Origin of the sequence: Caloramator proteoclasticus DSM 10124 (assembly GCF_900129265.1) — a bacterium.
GTDB lineage: Bacteria > Bacillota > Clostridia > Clostridiales > Caloramatoraceae > Thermobrachium > Thermobrachium proteoclasticum.
On sequence record NZ_FQVG01000051.1, the window covers coordinates 1 to 17602 of the forward strand.

The window sequence follows — 17602 nt, forward strand, 5'->3', positions numbered from 1 at the left end:
TGTGAACAGAACTATAAATGAAATAGTTGAAGTTTCAATTTGAGGATTTATTCTTCCATCTTTTAACCCCTTGATTTTTTCTCCAAGATGGTATACCTTAGAGAAGTAGGTGAGCATTTGTTTTAAATAACGCTTGTTCATCTCAAAACATCCTTTCTATTAGGTTTGTAGCAAAATTCATTATAGAAAGGATGTTTTCATTTTTAAACCCTAAATTTTTTCCAGTAAAAATCGGAATTTACATATTTCAATTATTATTCATCTAAACCATTACATATCAAGGGGCTACGCCCTATTTATTTTTTAATCTGCGAAACTTCTGCCTTTTCCCATTCTAATGCTCTCTTTACTGCCTTATGCCATCCCCTAATAAGCTTTGTTCTCTTTTCTTCATCCATATTAGGTTCAAATTTTTTGTCTACAGCCCAATTACTTAATATCTCCTCTTTATTTTTCCAATATCCAACTGCCAATCCAGCAAGATATGCAGCACCTAATGCTGTTGTCTCTATTACCCTTGGTCTGTAAACATCGACATTTAATATGTCTGATTGGAATTGCATTAGGAAGTTGTTTGCAGCTGCACCCCCATCAACCTTAAGTGCTGAAAGGCAAATTCCAGAATCCTCCTCCATAGACTTAATAACATCCATTGTTTGATATGCCATTGATTCAAGGGCAGCTCTTATAATATGCTCCTTCTTTGCTCCTCTTGTTAATCCTACTATTGTTCCCCTTGCATACATATCCCAATATGGAGCACCCATACCGACAAATGCAGGGACAACGTATACTCCATTAGAGTCTTCAACAGCTGTTGCATACTCTTCGCTGTCGGCTGCTGTCTTTATCATTCTTAGCTCATCTCTTAACCATTGAATTACTGCACCTGCTATAAATATACTCCCCTCAAGAGCATATTCTACTCTTCCATCTACTGCCCAAGCTATTGTTGTTAAAAGTCCATTCTTCGATTTAACAGGCTTTTGCCCAGTATTCATTAGCATAAAACATCCTGTTCCATATGTATTTTTAGCCATACCTTCTCTATAACATCCCTGTCCAAATAGAGCAGCCTGCTGATCTCCTGCATCTCCTGCTATTGGAATTTCTCCTCCTATTACATCAACTGCTGTATATCCGTATACACAGCTTGAAGGCTTAACCTCTGGAAGCATTGATTTAGGAATATTTAGTATTTCAAGTATCTCATCATCCCACTTTAATTCGTAAATATTGTATAGCATTGTTCTTGAAGCATTTGAATAGTCAGTAACGTGAACCTTTCCACCTGTTAAATTCCAAATAAGCCACGTATCAATATTGCCAAATAGAAGTTCTCCTCTTTCAGCCTTTTCTCTTGCACCTTCAACGTTATCAAGTATCCATTTTATCTTTGTACCTGAAAAATATGCATCAACTACTAATCCTGTTTTATTTCTTATCATTTCTGCATAACCTTTATTTCTTAAATCATCACATATATCTGCTGTTCTTCTACACTGCCATACTATTGCATTGTATATTGGTTTTCCAGTATTTTTATCCCAAACTACAGTTGTTTCTCTTTGATTTGTTATTCCAATTGCTGCGATATCTTGAGCTGTTAGCCCAGCCTTTGCCATAGCCTCATTTGCTACACCTATTTGAGTTGCCCAAATCTCCATAGGATTATGTTCAACCCATCCAGCCTTTGGATATATTTGAGTAAATTCCTTTTGTGCAACAGAAATAATTTGTCCTCCCTTATCAAAGACTATTGCTCTTGAACTGGTTGTCCCTTGGTCTAATGCAAGAATATACTTTGACATTTTATATCCCCCTCAATTTTAGATAATAAAATATATGCATTCATTATTCAAAAAAGCCACAACACTCCCTTAATGTGTTGTGGCTCTCTTTACTCTGCCTATTTTTATTTTATCAAAATACAGAAATAAATTTCAATATTTTTTGAAAAGTTATAATTTTAACATAGATAAGCTATTTTTTAACAACAGCTACAACAGCAACCTCCCTTAGTTGTGCCGTCATCACCAACATAGCTTATAGCACCTGAAGGACATTTGCTTTGACAGCCTCTACATCCGTGAACACAGTTTTCCCCTTCAACTACAATTATTCTGCTTTCTCTTTTACTATAGACACCGTGTTTACAGTGGTCAAAGCATATCCCACACTCTGTGCACTTTTCATAGTCTATTACTGGATACCAAGTTTTTGACATAAAATTCCTCCTACATTTCATCCTTTATATAGTTCTTTATTTCATCTACTGTACAAACCTTTCCAAACATCTTTACCTTTTCATTTATTACTATTGCAGGAGTTCTCATAACTCCATACTTCATAATATCTTTAAAATCCTCAACCTTTATAACTTCAGCTTCTACTCCAAGTTCTTTTATAGCCTCTCTTGCATTTGCCTCAAGCTTTTTACAGTTTGCACAACCTGAACCAAGTATTTTAATTTGCATAAATACATCTCCCTTCTATATTTTATAACTAAATTATAAAATAATTAAATATTAAAGTCAATAAAAACCCCAAAAGAGGTTTTACAGATTGGTAACAAAACTTATTAGCTAAAGTATATAAAAGCCCCATGAAAGGATTTCAATTGGGTATTTCATGAGTTTTAGCAAATCTTGCTTTTCGACTTTAAAAAAGTCCGTAATTCGGCACAGGATGTGCCGAGCCGAGCGGCCATCAGGACGATGGCATCGCGAGGGTAGGACTTTTTTAAACAAAGAAAAGCTTAGATTTGCTTAACGAAATGAACCGATGCCCAGAAATCCTTCATGGGGCTAATCAATAAATAGCCTTGTCAACAGTCTGGCTCCAAAAGAGGTTTTATTACTTAAACCAATGTCTTGTGTTATTTGCAATTTTAACAAGAGTTAGCATTATTGGAACCTCTGTTAAAACACCCACAACTGTTGCAAGAGCTGCTCCTGATTTTAAACCAAATAATGATATTGCAACTGCAACAGCAAGTTCAAAGAAATTACTTGCACCAATTAGAGATGCTGGTGCCGCAATATTATGTGGAAGCTTCCAAATCTTTGACCAAGCATATGCAAATCCAAATATAAAGAAGGTTTGAATTGTAAGTGGTACTGCTATTAATAGAATATGGAATGGGTTGTTTAGTATAATTTCTCCCTGGAATGAGAATATTATAACAAGTGTTAATAGTAGTCCTACTATTGTTACATTATCAAACTTCTTTAAAAATACATTTTCAAAATAATCAAGTCCTTTATTCTTAATAACACTTCTTCTTGTTAGATAACCAAATGTAAGTGGTATAACAACAAATAGAATAGTTGATAAGAATAGAGTATTATATGGCACTTTAACATTGCTTACACCAAGTAAAAATGCAACAATTGGTGTAAATGCAACAAGTATAATTAAGTCATTTACCGCAACTTGAACAAGTGTATATCCTGCATCTCCATCAGTTAAATAGCTCCATACAAAAACCATAGCTGTACAAGGTGCAGCACCAAGAAGAACTGCTCCTGCTATATATTCTGTTGCAAGGTTATCTGGGATGAAATTATTAAACACTATTCTTATGAAAAAGTATGCAAATAAATACATTGTAAATGGTTTTATTATCCAGTTTGTAACACAAGTAACTATAAGTCCCTTTGGTTTTTTAGTTGCATTCACAACACTTGAAAAATCAATTTTAAGCATCATAGGATAAATCATAAGCCATATTAAAATTGCAACAGGAATTGAAACATTAGCATACTCAAATCGGCTTAATGTTTTTGGTATTATAGGAATGTATTTTCCTATTAAGATACCAACAACAATACATAGAGCAACCCAAATAGATAAATACCTTTCAAAAAAGCCTAATCCCTTTTTCTTTTCCATAAACTAACCTCCCTTAAAATTTTAATTTACCTTCCTTTAAATCTTCACAGGATATACCACTTAAAATATATTTATCTAAATTTTTTTTGTCGTTCATTAGTATATCATAATTGTTAAAGTTTTGTCTAAGGGTTTCATATAGATTTTGATATTTTTTTATAAAATCTGAGTTTATGAAATAATATACATACTGTCCCTTTTTATAGCTCTTTAAAATGTCAGCAGAAGAAAGTTTATTTAGGTGTCTTGAGGCGTTGGACTGATTAAGTCCAAGAAGCACCTCAAGCTCACATACACAAAGTTCTTTAACCATTAAAAGATTTAATATTCTTATTCTTGTTTCATCTGATAAAGCCTTTAAAATATTAACTAACTCCATATCCTCACCTAAAAATGCTTTTGTACTATCTGCTTTAATTCTTCTTTATTTTTAAAACCTATTACTTTTTCCACAACTTCGCCATTTTTTAATATAAGTGTAGTAGGTACACTCATTACTTTAAACTTTCTTGCAACTGACATATTTTCCTGTGCATTAATTGTGTAGAAATTAACATTTTCTATCTCCTGTGCTACTTCCTCAAGTACAGGCTTTAATTGTACACAAACTGGACAGGTCGTAGTATAAAGCTCTAATACCCCAGTTATGCTATTTTCCATTCCCTCAAAATGTGCTTTATTAATTTCCTGCAACTTCATTCTATCACCTTCCATATAAAGTATATGATTCTTTAATCATATAATAATACTTTTATATGACTTTTGCAATATAAAAAATAAAAATATTTATGCTTTATACTTATTTTTAACATATAATTTACATAATAACAAAAAACTATAGAAAGTTTTTCTTCCTATAGTTTTTACATTTCTTATAAATTAAATTCCTTTGCCACAAGTTCAACTGCCTTTAATTTATCCTCCCTATTTATAGTGCAAGTAATTCTTATTTCTGATGTGGTAATCATTTTAACCTGTATATTATTCTCCTTAAACACCCTAAAGAGCCTTGCTGCAACACCCGATGTCGTCTTCATACCAATGCCTACTATAGAAAATTTTGTTACATTTTCGTCTATAATTGGCCTTTTAACCGTATATGCTCTGACAACTTCTAAACACTCATTTAAATCAGCCTTTGGTATTGTAAAGGATATGTTGACACTGCCGTTTTGTGGTGCAGTCTGGCTTATCATATCAACATTAATCTTCCTTGCAGCTATTGATTCAAATATACTTGATAGGGTATAAATATCATAATCAATATCAAGTAAAGTTATTGAAACATCATCATCTGAAACTGCTAGTCCAGTTACTGGCTTATTTTCCATTTCTTCAACCTCCCTTATATATGTCCCCTTTATATCGCTACAACTAAGTCCAACGTAGATGGGTATATTGTATTTTTGTCCAAGTTCCACAGACCTTGAATGCATAACCTGTGCACCAAGGCTGGAAAGTTCCAACATCTCTTCATAACTTATATTTTCAATTTTTTTTGCATTTTTATAAAGACGAGGATCTACGCTATATATTCCATCAACATCTGTATATATTTCACATTCAGCATCTAATTTAACAGCAAGTGCTACAGCTGTGGTATCAGAACCTCCTCTTCCTAAGGTTGTTAGATTACCTTCATCTGAAACACCTTGAAATCCTGCTACAACAACTATTTTATCTAAATCTAATGCATTTTTTATAGGAAGAATATTTATATCTTCAATTAACGATTTACCATATACTCCATTTGTTTTTAGCTGAATTTGAAATGCATTAAAGGATATTGCATCATATCCTATGTCCTTTATAGCCATTGCCAAAAGCGAACTTGAAATCATTTCACCTGTTGCAAGTAGTGCATCTAACTCCCTTTTATCAGGATTATTAGAAATACCCTTTGCAAGCTCTATTAAATCATCCGTTGTATCCCCCATTGCCGATATTACAACAACAACTTTATATCCCTTGTTTTTTTTATCTATAACACTTTTTGCAACTCTTTTTATTTTTTCAGTAGTAGCTACTGAACTTCCACCATATTTTTGTACAACAATTGCCATTTCCCATTCCTCCTTTATAAAAAAATAAAAGCAGCAAGGTTTGTTCAAGCTGCTTTTTGCATACCCAAACAAAACCTTTGTAGCTCTCCACCCTTTGGTGACAGCTGAGTGCATATTATGCAAACAGCCAGGTAAATAGTTTGGCGACTATCCCCTTCGGCCTAAAGCCCCTTTCCTAAAGCTTCATAACCTGCCAAGCTCCCCTTTAGTACTATTGACTTAGGCACCTCTACATAAGGTATTGTTATTTTTTTATTAAATTATTTAGTTTATACTATCATAAATATTTATACATTTCAATTGTATTTTTATTAATTTTCTGCAATAAATTAAGAGAGGTAAACCCCTCTTATTATTGTTGTCTTAGTGTATTTGCTATGTTTTGGCAAGCATTTAGAGTGTTTTGTAGATTTTGTACGCTTTCTTCTACATTTTGTCTTGCATTCTTTTGTAACATACTTCATACCTCCATTTTGTTGTTTTTCACATTATTATTTTTGCCCCAAGCTTAATTAAAATTCGTGGTAATTTATTGAAACATCAATTCTATTTTTTGTACTTTTATGTTAAAATATATCTATAAATCTATTAAGGGAGACTGATGAATATGACAAGAAGGCTTATTGAAATGTATTTAAAAAATAAAACCGATAGAAAATATATAGGCTATCTATCTGGTGGTGTAGGTATTTTTGTAAACATATTACTTTTTATATTTAAATTCATATTTGGTACATTAAGTGGAAGTATCGCAATAACTGCAGATGCTTTTAACAACTTATCTGACGTTGGTTCTTCAGTTGTAACAATCATAGGTTTTATGATTGCAGATAAGCCTGCCGATAAAGAGCATCCCTTTGGTCACGGAAGAGGAGAATATATAGCAGGTCTTATTGTATCTATACTTGTACTTTTAGTTGGATTTGAGTTTTTAAAATCGTCCTTTGAAAAAATACTGCATCCATCTCCACTCACCTTTAATATATATACTGCAATAGTCCTTGTTGTATCTATAATTATAAAACTTTGGCTCGGTTATTTTAATAAAATACTATCACAGGTATCATCATCTGGAGCAATAAACGCAACATCCTTTGATAGTTTTAGTGATGTAATAATAACATCTACTGTTTTAATAAGTATATTGATTTCAAAATTTTTCAATATAACAATTGATGGATATATAGGATTATTAGTTTCATTTTTTATACTTTATGCAGGTTATAACCTTATTAACGAAACAATAAGTCCCTTACTTGGTGAGGCTGCAGACCCTGAACTTGTGAAAAAAATCGTTGATAGTGTAAAGTCCTATAAAGGCATAATTGGAGTACACGACCTTATTGTTCACACCTATGGTACACAAAAAACAATAGCCTCCCTTCACGCAGAGATAGATTATAAGACAGATATTTTAGAAGCACACGAACTTATTGATAAAATTGAAAACGAAGTGTCTAAAAAATTAAACATCGTTTTAATCCTACATATGGATCCCGTTGTTCTTGATAACGAAGAGCTGGAAATAATAAGATTTAAAATAAAAGATGTACTATCAAGATATAAATATGTACTTGATGTTCACGATATTAGATTAGTTGATGGGAAGCATAAAAAGAATATTATATTTGATGTAGTCTTTTCAAATGAGATTAAACAAAATGATATGGGCAAAAAAGCACACGAAATAATAAATGATTTGCATAAAATACTTCCTAACTATGAAATAATAATTCACGTTGACAATATGTATGCAGATTATTAATTTTATTTGAAATTATACTTTTACTTTGGTAAAATATATGCAAGCTTATTTTAAGGAGGGTTTTAATAATGTCAGCTTTTGATGTGCTAATGGAACGTGGCTTTATTGAACAGCTTACCCACGAAGATGAAATAAAGGAATTATTGGAAAAAGAAAAAATTACATTCTATATTGGTTTTGACCCTACAGCAGATAGCCTTCACGTTGGACATTTTATAGCTTTAATGGCAATGGCACATATGCAAAGGGCAGGCCATAGACCAATCGCACTAATTGGTGGCGGTACTGCTATGATAGGGGACCCAAGTGGGAAAACTGATATGAGAAAAATGCTAACAAAGGAAGAAATACAATATAATTCAGAATATTTAAAGAAGCAAATGGAAAGATTTGTAGATTTTTCTGATGGAAAAGCAATAATGGTAAATAACGCTGATTGGCTTTGGAATTTAAACTACATAGAATTTTTAAGAGATGTTGGAGTACATTTCTCAGTTAATAAGATGCTTACTGCAGAATGTTTTAAACTTAGAATGGAAAAGGGACTATCCTTCCTTGAATTCAACTATATGTTAATGCAGGCATATGATTTCTTAGAACTCAATAAAAGATATGGTTGTGTAATGGAGCTTGGTGGAAATGATCAATGGTCCAACATACTTGCTGGTGCTGACCTTATTAGAAGAAAAGAAGGTAAACCAGCCTATGGATTAACATTTAAGCTTTTAACTAACAGCGAAGGAAAGAAAATGGGTAAAACAGAAAAAGGAGCATTATGGCTTGATGCAAATAAAACAACTCCATTTGAATTCTATCAATACTGGAGAAATGTAAATGATGCAGATGTTGAAAAGTGTCTTGCTCTTTTAACTTTCCTACCAATGGATGAAGTTAGAAGATTAGGTTCATTAAAGGATAAAGAAATAAATGAGGCTAAAAAGGTTCTTGCATACGAAGTTACAAAGCTTGTTCACGGTGAAGAAGAGGCTAAAAAGGCTGAACAGGCTGCAATTGCACTATTTGAATCTGGTGGGGATTTAAGCAATGCTCCAACCTTTGAAATGCCATCTAACCTACTTGGCCAAAAGGTTATTGATGTGCTGGTAGAAATAAAGGCTATTCCTTCAAAGAGCGAAGGAAGAAGACTTATTCAACAAGGTGGTCTTTACATAAACAACGAAAAAGTTTCTGATATGGATTTTGTAATAGATGAATCTCTATTTAAAGATGGAGAAATGCTTGTTAGAAAAGGTAAAAAGACCTTCTATAGAGTTGTAATTATATAAGTTTTAACTATACCTCGGATTGTTGACAAACTTAATTGTTAGGTAAAATCTGAAAAAGCCCCATGAAAGGATTTTATTAGGCTCTTTCATCAGCTTTAGCAATTCTTAGCTTTTCGACTTTGGAAAAGTCCGTAATTCGGCACAGGACGTGCCGAGCCGAGCGGCCATCAGGACGATGGCATCGCGAGGGTAGGACTTTTTCAAACAAAGAAAAGCTTAGAATTGATTAGCGAAATGAACGAATGCCTAAGAAATCCTTCGTGGGGCTAATCAATACATAACTTTTCCAACAGCCTGAGGTATAGTTTTTTAACTATACCTTTTTTGTATCTTAAATCATTGTTTTTGATAAACAACTTCACCATCTATTACAGTCATATAAACCTCAACATCCTTAATCTTTAAAGTATCGATATCAAAAATATCCTCTTCTAATACTACAAAATCAGCATACTTTCCTTTCTCTAACGTTCCGTAGACATCCTCCATATAATTTGCATAGGCTGGATTTTTAGTATAACATTCTACAGCCTGTTTTACAGTTACCCTCTCTTCGATATTTAAATTTAACTTATTAACAGAACAGTATATGCCAAGCATTGGTTCAAAGCCCTTAAAAAATGTCCCGTCCTTTTTTTGCACATACTCTGCACCAAAGGGCGTATCACTATTAAATATTGTAGTTATACCTCTTTCAATAAATGTTCTATATCTGTAAGTATCCTTTATTCTTCTAAATCCAAGCCTTGTTAATGTTAAATTGCTTTCTAAATTAAATATAGGCTGAAAGGATGCAATAAGGTTTAATCTCTTAAATCTATCTATATCCTCTTCCTTTATTATCTGGATATGTTCAACCCTGTTTCTGACTTCTTTATTTGGATAAATATTGTATACCCTTTCATATATATCTAAAAACTTTTTCATAGCTAAATCTCCAATAATATGGACTGCTATTGGTATGCTGTTTTTCAATGAATTTTCTATTATGTCATATATTTCTTCATCACTTAAATTTTGACATCCAATATTATTAGGTTCATCTTCGTAGGGTTCAGTCAATAGAGCTGTCCTTGAACCAAAGCTACCATCAACAAAATATTTTACTGGACCTTTTTTTAGCTTCTCTGTTTCAGAAAGCTTAATAAATTCACTGTATTCCTTTGAATTACCAAGGCTTCCTGCAATAATTCTAACTTTAATCTTTCCTTCCCTTTGAAGTCTTTTGAAGGTATTATAATATCTTGGATACTGAGTCATAATATCATTTACTAAAGTAACTCCATTTTTTATAAGTTCACTATCTACTCTTAATAGTGCTATTTCATAATATATATCTGGCATCATATCCATTATTCTACCTATTATTTCAAATACCCAATTTTCGTAAAAAAGTCCAGTTAGCCCAAACTCATCCTTTACTGCCGTTTCTGAATTAATAACCGACTCATTATCCCTTAAATTAAGTATCTCCAATGCTTTGGTATTCAGTATGAGGGAGTGTCCATCCTGTCTTATTAAGCACACAGGCTTGTCACTAACAATTTTATCAATATCAAATCTATGTGGCATAATACCTCCAAAGACAATTTCACTCCATCCCGAACCCATTATCCAAGCATTTGGTTCCTTTGTTTTACTAAAAGAATATAATGCGTGTTCAAAGTCATCTCTATTTTTTACATTTTTAAAGTCCATCTCAACCATACTTCTTGCTGCCTCTATAAGGTGCATATGGCTCTCTACAAAGCCTGGAAAAACTGTTCTACCGTTTAAATCAATAACTTTGCAGTCTTTATACTTTTCTATTAAATTTTGATTTGATAATTCAACTATTCTGCCATCCTCTATATACATAGATGAAAATATATTATCATTTCCATCCATTGTATAAATTTTGGCATTTATAAACAAAACTCCTGACATACTCACTCCCCCTTACCTATATAGTTCTATAACAAAACATTACTTCCTTTCAACTTAAATTTATTTAACATTTTATTTTAAATTTATTCATATAAATTATTAAAAGCATTAAAGGTGGTAATTTATGCAACAAACTATACCTCTTCATTCATTTAATCCTACTGATGAAGAAAGACATAAAATGCTAAAATTCTTACTAAAGCTTGATAATAGATTAAATGATTTTGATGATATTATAAAACTTATGTCTCCCCCAGAAGATATTGAAACAATCTGTTCTAAGCTTCAAGGTAAAGGCATTAAAGTTGCTGTTATAGGTGCTGGTTCTGCAGGCCTTTGTGCAGGTTATGAATTAAACAGAATAGGCTGTGATATTACTATCTTTGAAGCCTCTAAGCGGGTTGGGGGAAGAATAAAAACACACTATTTTGATAAGGATTCAAATCAACTTGCCGAACTTGGTGCAATGCGTATAGGTATTGCCCACGAAACTGTATGGAACTATATAAAAAAGTTTAAACTTAAAACTCGTCCATTTATAAGTAAAAGCTACTCTTCTCTCTTTTATATACGCGATAGCCACGCCTTAAATGAACCAAGTGCAAAAAGCATAATGGAAAATATATACCCTAAATTTAAGCTTTCTAAACTTGAGAAAAAAGTTACTCCAAGCAAGTTAATATCACAAATGTATAACAAGTATTTCTATAACCTCACATCAAATGAAAAAACAGAACTTATTAAAATTAAACAAAATTATTCACATAAGATAAGAGAAATACAAAACTTATCATTAAGACAGGCATACGAAAATACCAATCTATCACAGGACGCTATATCAATGATTAGCTACCTATCATCCCTTGAAGCTGATTTACTTCATATCAGTTTATATGAAATATTAGGTGAACTTTATACTGTGGATTTTGCATATAACTATACTATAGAAGGGGGTATGATTAACCTACCTTTATCCTTCTACAACCAACTCATATCTTCAGACGGACCTGGTAAAGTACAATTTAAATTTGGTCATTTAGTAAATTCGATTATAAAGTCCCCATATAGAGACAAAATTATACTTGAGGTTACAGACCTTAACGATAAAAATGTCTACTATAGGGAATTTGACTATGTTGTGTGTTGCATACCATTCTCCAGCTTAAGAAGATTGAAAATATTACCTAATTTTTCTACTCTCAAAATGCAGGCAATTAATGAATTAAATTATGAAATAGGTCAAAAAACATTTTTATACCTTAAAGAAAGGTTTTGGGAAAAGGATACTCCTATATCTGGAACAACACTAACAGATTTAATAACTATTTCTACACTCTATGGCTCTGACCATATGGAGGCTATTCCAAATAAGCTATTTGAATATAGACTAATCGAAAATACATCCTATAAGATTCCAGGAGTGCTACTTGCATCATATAATTGGCATCAAAATGCTATACGTTTAGGTAGTCAACCAGAATTAATAAAAATAAAAGAAGTATCAAATTGTATTGAGTCTATTCATAAGCTTCCTGAAAATTATATTGAAGATAACATCATCGACTACTCTACAATACTCTGGTCAAACATACCATTTATATGGGGCGGAGTATCCCTACTTACACCTGGTCAAAAGGAATTATTCCTGTATGAAGCTACTCTACCTGAAATGAATAATAGGGTATTCTTTGCAGGAGAACACGTTTCTACAAAACACGGATGGCAACAGGGTTCATATCAATCTGCAATGCTTTGTGCCAACAATATTGCTAAATCAATAAGGCAGAGAGATTAATTCTCTGCCTTATTTTTTAATTTAGGTATTAAATCATATTCTATTAAACTATCTGAAAACTTCAACATCCTATATGCCCTTTCAAAATTATCCACATACTTATCCTTATTTAATTCTTTACCAGTTTTTCTATCAATAACCTTATCAACAAAATTTAAATATGCTACATCATCTGTTATCCAAGTTCCGTTTCTTAAAACAACAAATCCCTTGTTTGTATTTAAAACATCTCTACCAAAAGTGTATTTAGCATCTATGCCAAACAAATTTGCTATTGTTGGATAAAAATCAAATTGTCCTGTAACCTCTTTAATATGCCCCTTTATTTCTTGCTTTGGGAAGTGAATCATTGCAACTATCTTTTGTGCCTCTTGCCATTCAAGTGCTGAAATATCTTCTCTTCCATAAAGAAGTTTTCCCATAATATCCTTCTTATCATAAGGAATTGCATAATGATCTCCATAAAATACAACTACCGAATTTTCCCAAAGCCCTTCCTTTTTTAGCATATCAACAAACTGTCCTACTGCTTCATCTGTATACTTTGCAGATTTTATATAATCACCAATTATTGTTCCCTCAAACTCTCCTGTATTTATTATGTTGCTTAATTTATTTTGTGAATCCCTATATGGATAGTGGCTTGAAAGAGAAATTAAAAAGGTATAGAAGGGTTTATCATACTCCTTCATCTTTAATACAGCCTGCTTAAAAAAGGATTTATCACTAAGTCCAAGCCCCTGAATGTCATCTATATTAAAATTATTTTCATTTTCATATCTATCAAAACCTAAACTGTTATACATATTGACTCTATTCCAAAATCCTGGTCTATTAGCGTGCATAACAGCTGTAAAATACCCTTTTTCCTTTAATTTTTTAGGCAATGCTTCGTAATGGTTTCCAGCATACTGATAATACACTGACCCTTCTCTAATTGGCAGAAGAGAATTATTCATCAAGAACTCTGCGTCTGAAGTTCCTCCAAAGGCTGTTTGATAAAAACAATTATCAAAGACTAAACTTTCCTTTGCAAGATTATTTAAATTTGGTGTTATTTCCTGCCCACCAATTTTCTTATTAAGCAAAAATCCTTGAAAGGCTTCAAGCTGAACAACAATTAAATTTTTACCCTTCATACTTCCATAGTACTTTATTCCCTTTGATAAATTTTTTTCATCAATCCACTTATTAATTTCATCTATTTCCTGCTGTGATATATGCCCCTTTTTTAATACATTTGAGGTTATATACCTATAAAAGTCAACCGCGTGAAAGTTTACACTTCCAACCCTTTTAACAATATATTTCTTATCGTACATTGTTTTTGTTATACCTGGCTGTTCCTTTTCAAGTGCTTTAACACTGGTAATTGAAAAAATAAGTCCTAATGATAATATTGATATAAATTTTAACGCTCTCAAAGTAATTCTTGGTTTTTTATTATCTAACTTATCTTTATTTCTTATATATAAAATAGTAAATAGAACTATATCTACAAAGAACAACAAATCATTGAACTTAATAAGAGAAGTCACGCTATCCTTCACTTCTGCAGCCAATCTTGCCTGTTTTATAAGTGCAACTGATGTAACATCACAAAAATATCTGTTATATACAACATCAGTTAGCAATATCAAACTTATAATAAAATCAGCAATTATAAGTCCCTTTACTCTTTTATTTTGTCTAATAAAGCTAAAGATAGATGCAATAATTAATGTTGAACCAAAACATCCAATAATTAAATAAAGCTTTTGTAGGTCAACTAACTTCAATACATAATTAAAAATCACTAGTTTAGAAAAAACAATAAGTATAAACAATAAAATATCAAACTCTTTAAATAAAACTTTTCTTGCCATAAATATCACTCCATTATTTTTTTGCACAACAAATACTATAATACTTTTAGAATCTTTAATAAATAGTTTTTTGCATTATTAATAAAATATTAAAAAATCCAAGCTTATGAAAAATAGACATCACGTTCTAATGTGATGTCTATTTTTTACTCATTTCTATTTTTTAACATCATATACATTTCCTTAACACTTTTATTTAATAAAGGATGAACAAAATCCGGTTCAATATCACATAATGGTTTTAACACAAATTCCCTATTATGCATATCAGGATGCGGAACCTTTAAATCCTCTTCGTTATATACTTCATTATTGTAGAATATAATATCTAAATCAATGGTTCTTGGACCCCATCTTATTATTCTTTCTCTTCCCAACTGTTTTTCTATTTTAAGCAATCTTTGTAGAACATCTCTACAGCTAAGCTCTGTTTCTACTAAAATAACTCCATTTATAAATGGAGGCTGCTGTTTATAACCATAGGGTTCAGTTTCATATATACTTGACTTTTTAATTATTTTCATTTCATTCTCTTCAATAAGCTCAAAGGCTCTTTTTATCGTTTCATACCTATCCCCTATATTACTTCCAAAGGCAATAAATACTCTATTCATTTTAATGCCTCCATCATCATAAGTGCTCTTTTATTCTCCAATACATCGTGAACTCTTATAATATCAACATTTTTCATACTTGCATAGCAGGTAACAGCAATTGTACCCTCAAGTCTTTCCTCAGGTGGTACATTCCCAAGTGCAATTCCTATACTTGATTTTCTTGATACCGCAAGTAGTACAGGAACTTCTAAATCATTAAAAAACTCAATGTTTTTTATAAGTTCAATATTATGCTCATAGGTTTTACCAAATCCTATGCCAGGATCAATAATAATCTTATCCTTTGATATTCCATTTTCTATTGCGTATTCTATTCTCTCTATAAAATATTCCTTTACCTCTTTTAATACATTTTCATATTGTGGATTTTGCTGCATATTTTTAGGAGTACCTTTTATATGCATTATTATTATCGGAACATTATAATCCTTAACAACCCTTACCATATCCTTATCAAATGTCATTCCACTTATATCATTTATAATATCCGCACCAGCCTCAATTGCCTTCTTTGCAGTTTCAGCTCTATATGTATCTACTGATATTAATATTTCTTTGTTTTCTCTTCTTATCCCTTCAATTAATGGTATTACCCTATTTAATTCTTCATCTAATCCAATAGGTTCTGAACCTGGTCTTGTTGATTCTCCACCAACATCTATTATATCTGCTCCATTTTTTATCATATCAAGTGCTCGTTTTACTCCTTTTTCTACCCCACTTACCCTTGAATTTGAATAAAATGAATCTGGTGTTGCATTTAGTATCCCCATAACCTTCATTTTATCAAACACATATATTCTTCCATCCCTTAATGTTATATACCTCATTCCATCATCCCCTTTTCTGTATACGCAAAGGCATTATGGTTATGTATACTCTCTATACTTTCGACACACACACTATACCATTTAATATCTTCATTTTTCTCAAGCCTTAAGGCAACCTCCCTTGCAACATCCTCTACGAATCTTGGATTTAAATATGCCATTTCTGTAACCCATTTCTCATCCTTTCTCTTTAAAAGTGAGAACACAGGTGTACTTGCACTTTCCTCTGCTACCTTTACAATATCCTCAATCCATATCATCTTGTCTGTCTTTATTTTTATATCGACTGTTGCCCTTTGATTGTGTGCTCCAAATTCACTAATCTCCTTTGAGCAAGGACATAATGTTGTTACAGGGACTTTCACTTCTAATATAAAATCAAAGTTATGGTTTTTAGTTGCCTCAAAGGCACACTGAACATCATAGGGAGATTCTATCTGCGTAACTGGAGATGGTTTTGATATAAAATAATCAAATTCCATTCTACAGTGTGCAACCTGTGCCTCAAGTTTTTCCTTTAAATCAGTTAACATTGCTTCAATATCCTTTGGTGAAACCGATTTTAACTCCTTTATAACCTCAACAAACCTACTCATATGAGTTCCCCTTTGAAAATGAGGAAGATCAACAGATAGAGATACCTTTGCTATTGTATTTTGTGTGCCGTTCTTCTTGTCTCTCACAACAACAGGCCATTTTAAATTGTTTATTCCAACGTGCTTCAAAGGTATATTTCTAAAGTCTCTTTCGTTTTGTACATCCTTCATAAATTACCTCCTATAAACTATTCCGCTTGTCTTTGTCTCCCAAACCTCTACTTCATATAATCTACAATTATCCCTTTTTAATACATCGTATAATTCATCCCATACATATATAGCCATATTTTCAGCAGTTGGCTGTTCTATTATATCATTTAAATATGCGTGGTCAAACTTATCAATAATTCTTTCTTTAACTATTTTTTTTAATTGAACAAAATCAAAAACCATCCCTTCGCTATCTGGTTCTCCCTCTAACTTTACAACAAGTTTATATGTATGCCCGTGCAATCTTTCACATTTTCCGTGATAATGTATAAGGTTATGAGCTGCATCAAATTCAAATTCTTTTATAAGAATCATAACTTCACTCCATTCTTAATATTTTATCAAGATTATAGCATAAAGAACATAAATTCTCAATTCAACAAAATAGTTAACAGAGATTTCGCATCTAATTTCCAGTAAAGCTTTTTTCTTTATAGGAAATTAGATTTTTTCTATTTTATTGAAATTTTGGAAGGGAAAAAGGCCGTAGGCCATGTATATAGATACACCTTCCCCCTCCCCATCATAATGAAAAGCTGTATTTCCAATTTTATTATCGACTATGCGGTGTTAAAAATTGGATTAATCCAATTCATAATTATCAACATTTCATCTTTCAAATCTTCTATTATATTTATCTGCAAAAGCCTTTTTTCTCTGAATCCTCGAATGTTTCTAAAAAAGTATAATTGGGTTAAGTTAAAGGCTATTATCATGAATCCAACTATAGCCTCTATGCCCGTAGGGCTATG

16 protein-coding genes, 1 pseudogene and 1 riboswitch are annotated in these 17602 nt (G+C 31.9%); of the genes and pseudogenes, 3 read left to right on the forward strand and 14 right to left on the reverse strand.

The window, feature by feature from the left end; translation table 11 throughout:
- Positions 1-296 precede the first annotated feature (296 nt).
- The 7 genes from glpK to BUB63_RS10585 all read right to left on the reverse strand — a co-directional run bounded on the left by glpK (position 297) and on the right by BUB63_RS10585 (position 5957).
- Positions 297-1811: a glycerol kinase GlpK gene (gene glpK / locus BUB63_RS10555; RefSeq protein WP_073249656.1), complete on the reverse strand. Its 1515-nt coding sequence runs from the start codon at positions 1809-1811 to the stop codon at positions 297-299.
- 179 nt (positions 1812-1990) lie between these two features.
- Complete coding sequence (locus BUB63_RS10560; protein ID WP_027308086.1) at positions 1991-2227, reverse strand: 4Fe-4S dicluster domain-containing protein; 237 nt, start codon at positions 2225-2227, stop codon at positions 1991-1993.
- Positions 2228-2237: 10 nt separating this feature from the next.
- Complete coding sequence (locus BUB63_RS10565; protein WP_027308087.1) at positions 2238-2477, reverse strand: thioredoxin family protein; 240 nt, start codon at positions 2475-2477, stop codon at positions 2238-2240.
- Between the two features lie 379 nt (positions 2478-2856).
- The gene (gene arsB / locus BUB63_RS10570) at positions 2857-3894 is read right to left on the reverse strand and encodes an ACR3 family arsenite efflux transporter (RefSeq protein WP_027308088.1); all 1038 of its coding nucleotides are present in this window, start codon (positions 3892-3894) and stop codon (positions 2857-2859) included.
- Positions 3895-3907: 13 nt separating this feature from the next.
- The gene (locus BUB63_RS10575; RefSeq protein ID WP_027308089.1) at positions 3908-4273 is read right to left on the reverse strand and encodes an ArsR/SmtB family transcription factor; all 366 of its coding nucleotides are present in this window, start codon (positions 4271-4273) and stop codon (positions 3908-3910) included.
- An 8-nt stretch (positions 4274-4281) separates the two neighbouring features.
- A complete protein-coding gene (locus BUB63_RS10580) occupies positions 4282-4593 on the reverse strand; it encodes a thioredoxin family protein (protein ID WP_051350582.1) in 312 nt (103 codons plus the stop codon).
- A gap of 173 nt (positions 4594-4766) precedes the next feature.
- Positions 4767-5957, reverse strand: coding sequence for an aspartate kinase (locus tag BUB63_RS10585; RefSeq protein ID WP_027308091.1), 1191 nt, complete (start codon positions 5955-5957; stop codon positions 4767-4769).
- A gap of 72 nt (positions 5958-6029) precedes the next feature.
- Positions 6030-6197: riboswitch (Lysine riboswitch) on the reverse strand.
- 361 nt (positions 6198-6558) lie between these two features.
- Between BUB63_RS10585 and BUB63_RS10590 the strand changes: the two genes are divergently transcribed.
- The gene (locus tag BUB63_RS10590; protein ID WP_242947368.1) at positions 6559-7722 is read left to right on the forward strand and encodes a cation diffusion facilitator family transporter; all 1164 of its coding nucleotides are present in this window, start codon (positions 6559-6561) and stop codon (positions 7720-7722) included.
- 65 nt (positions 7723-7787) lie between these two features.
- On the forward strand, positions 7788-9008 hold the full coding sequence (gene tyrS, locus BUB63_RS10595) for a tyrosine--tRNA ligase (protein ID WP_200790239.1): 1221 nt from the start codon (positions 7788-7790) through the stop codon (positions 9006-9008).
- A gap of 336 nt (positions 9009-9344) precedes the next feature.
- Here tyrS and BUB63_RS10600 read toward each other — a convergent pair whose 3' ends face one another.
- Positions 9345-10934, reverse strand: coding sequence for an amidohydrolase (locus BUB63_RS10600; RefSeq protein ID WP_073249662.1), 1590 nt, complete (start codon positions 10932-10934; stop codon positions 9345-9347).
- A 124-nt stretch (positions 10935-11058) separates the two neighbouring features.
- Between BUB63_RS10600 and BUB63_RS10605 the strand changes: the two genes are divergently transcribed.
- Positions 11059-12729, forward strand: coding sequence for a flavin monoamine oxidase family protein (locus BUB63_RS10605; RefSeq protein WP_073249664.1), 1671 nt, complete (start codon positions 11059-11061; stop codon positions 12727-12729).
- Here the strand turns inward: BUB63_RS10605 and BUB63_RS10610 are convergent.
- The 6 genes and pseudogenes from BUB63_RS10610 to BUB63_RS13775 form a co-directional block, all read right to left on the reverse strand.
- Entirely contained in the window at positions 12726-14594 is a 1869-nt protein-coding gene (locus tag BUB63_RS10610) for an LTA synthase family protein (RefSeq protein WP_073249666.1), read from the reverse strand. The two genes, BUB63_RS10605 and BUB63_RS10610, sit on opposite strands and share 4 nt — an antisense overlap.
- 146 nt (positions 14595-14740) lie before the next feature.
- On the reverse strand, positions 14741-15208 hold the full coding sequence (folK, locus tag BUB63_RS10615; protein ID WP_073249668.1) for a 2-amino-4-hydroxy-6-hydroxymethyldihydropteridine diphosphokinase: 468 nt from the start codon (positions 15206-15208) through the stop codon (positions 14741-14743).
- Positions 15205-16041, reverse strand: coding sequence for a dihydropteroate synthase (gene folP / locus BUB63_RS10620; RefSeq protein ID WP_073249670.1), 837 nt, complete (start codon positions 16039-16041; stop codon positions 15205-15207). Before folP ends, folK begins: the two co-directional genes overlap by 4 nt.
- Positions 16038-16808 (reverse strand): GTP cyclohydrolase FolE2, encoded by a 771-nt coding sequence (gene folE2, locus BUB63_RS10625; RefSeq protein ID WP_027308099.1) that lies wholly within the window; start codon positions 16806-16808, stop codon positions 16038-16040. Before folE2 ends, folP begins: the two co-directional genes overlap by 4 nt.
- Before the next feature lie 3 nt (positions 16809-16811).
- On the reverse strand, positions 16812-17165 hold the full coding sequence (gene queD / locus BUB63_RS10630) for a 6-carboxytetrahydropterin synthase QueD (RefSeq protein ID WP_073249671.1): 354 nt from the start codon (positions 17163-17165) through the stop codon (positions 16812-16814).
- A gap of 245 nt (positions 17166-17410) precedes the next feature.
- Positions 17411-17602: pseudogene (locus BUB63_RS13775) on the reverse strand (transposase); the annotation flags it as partial.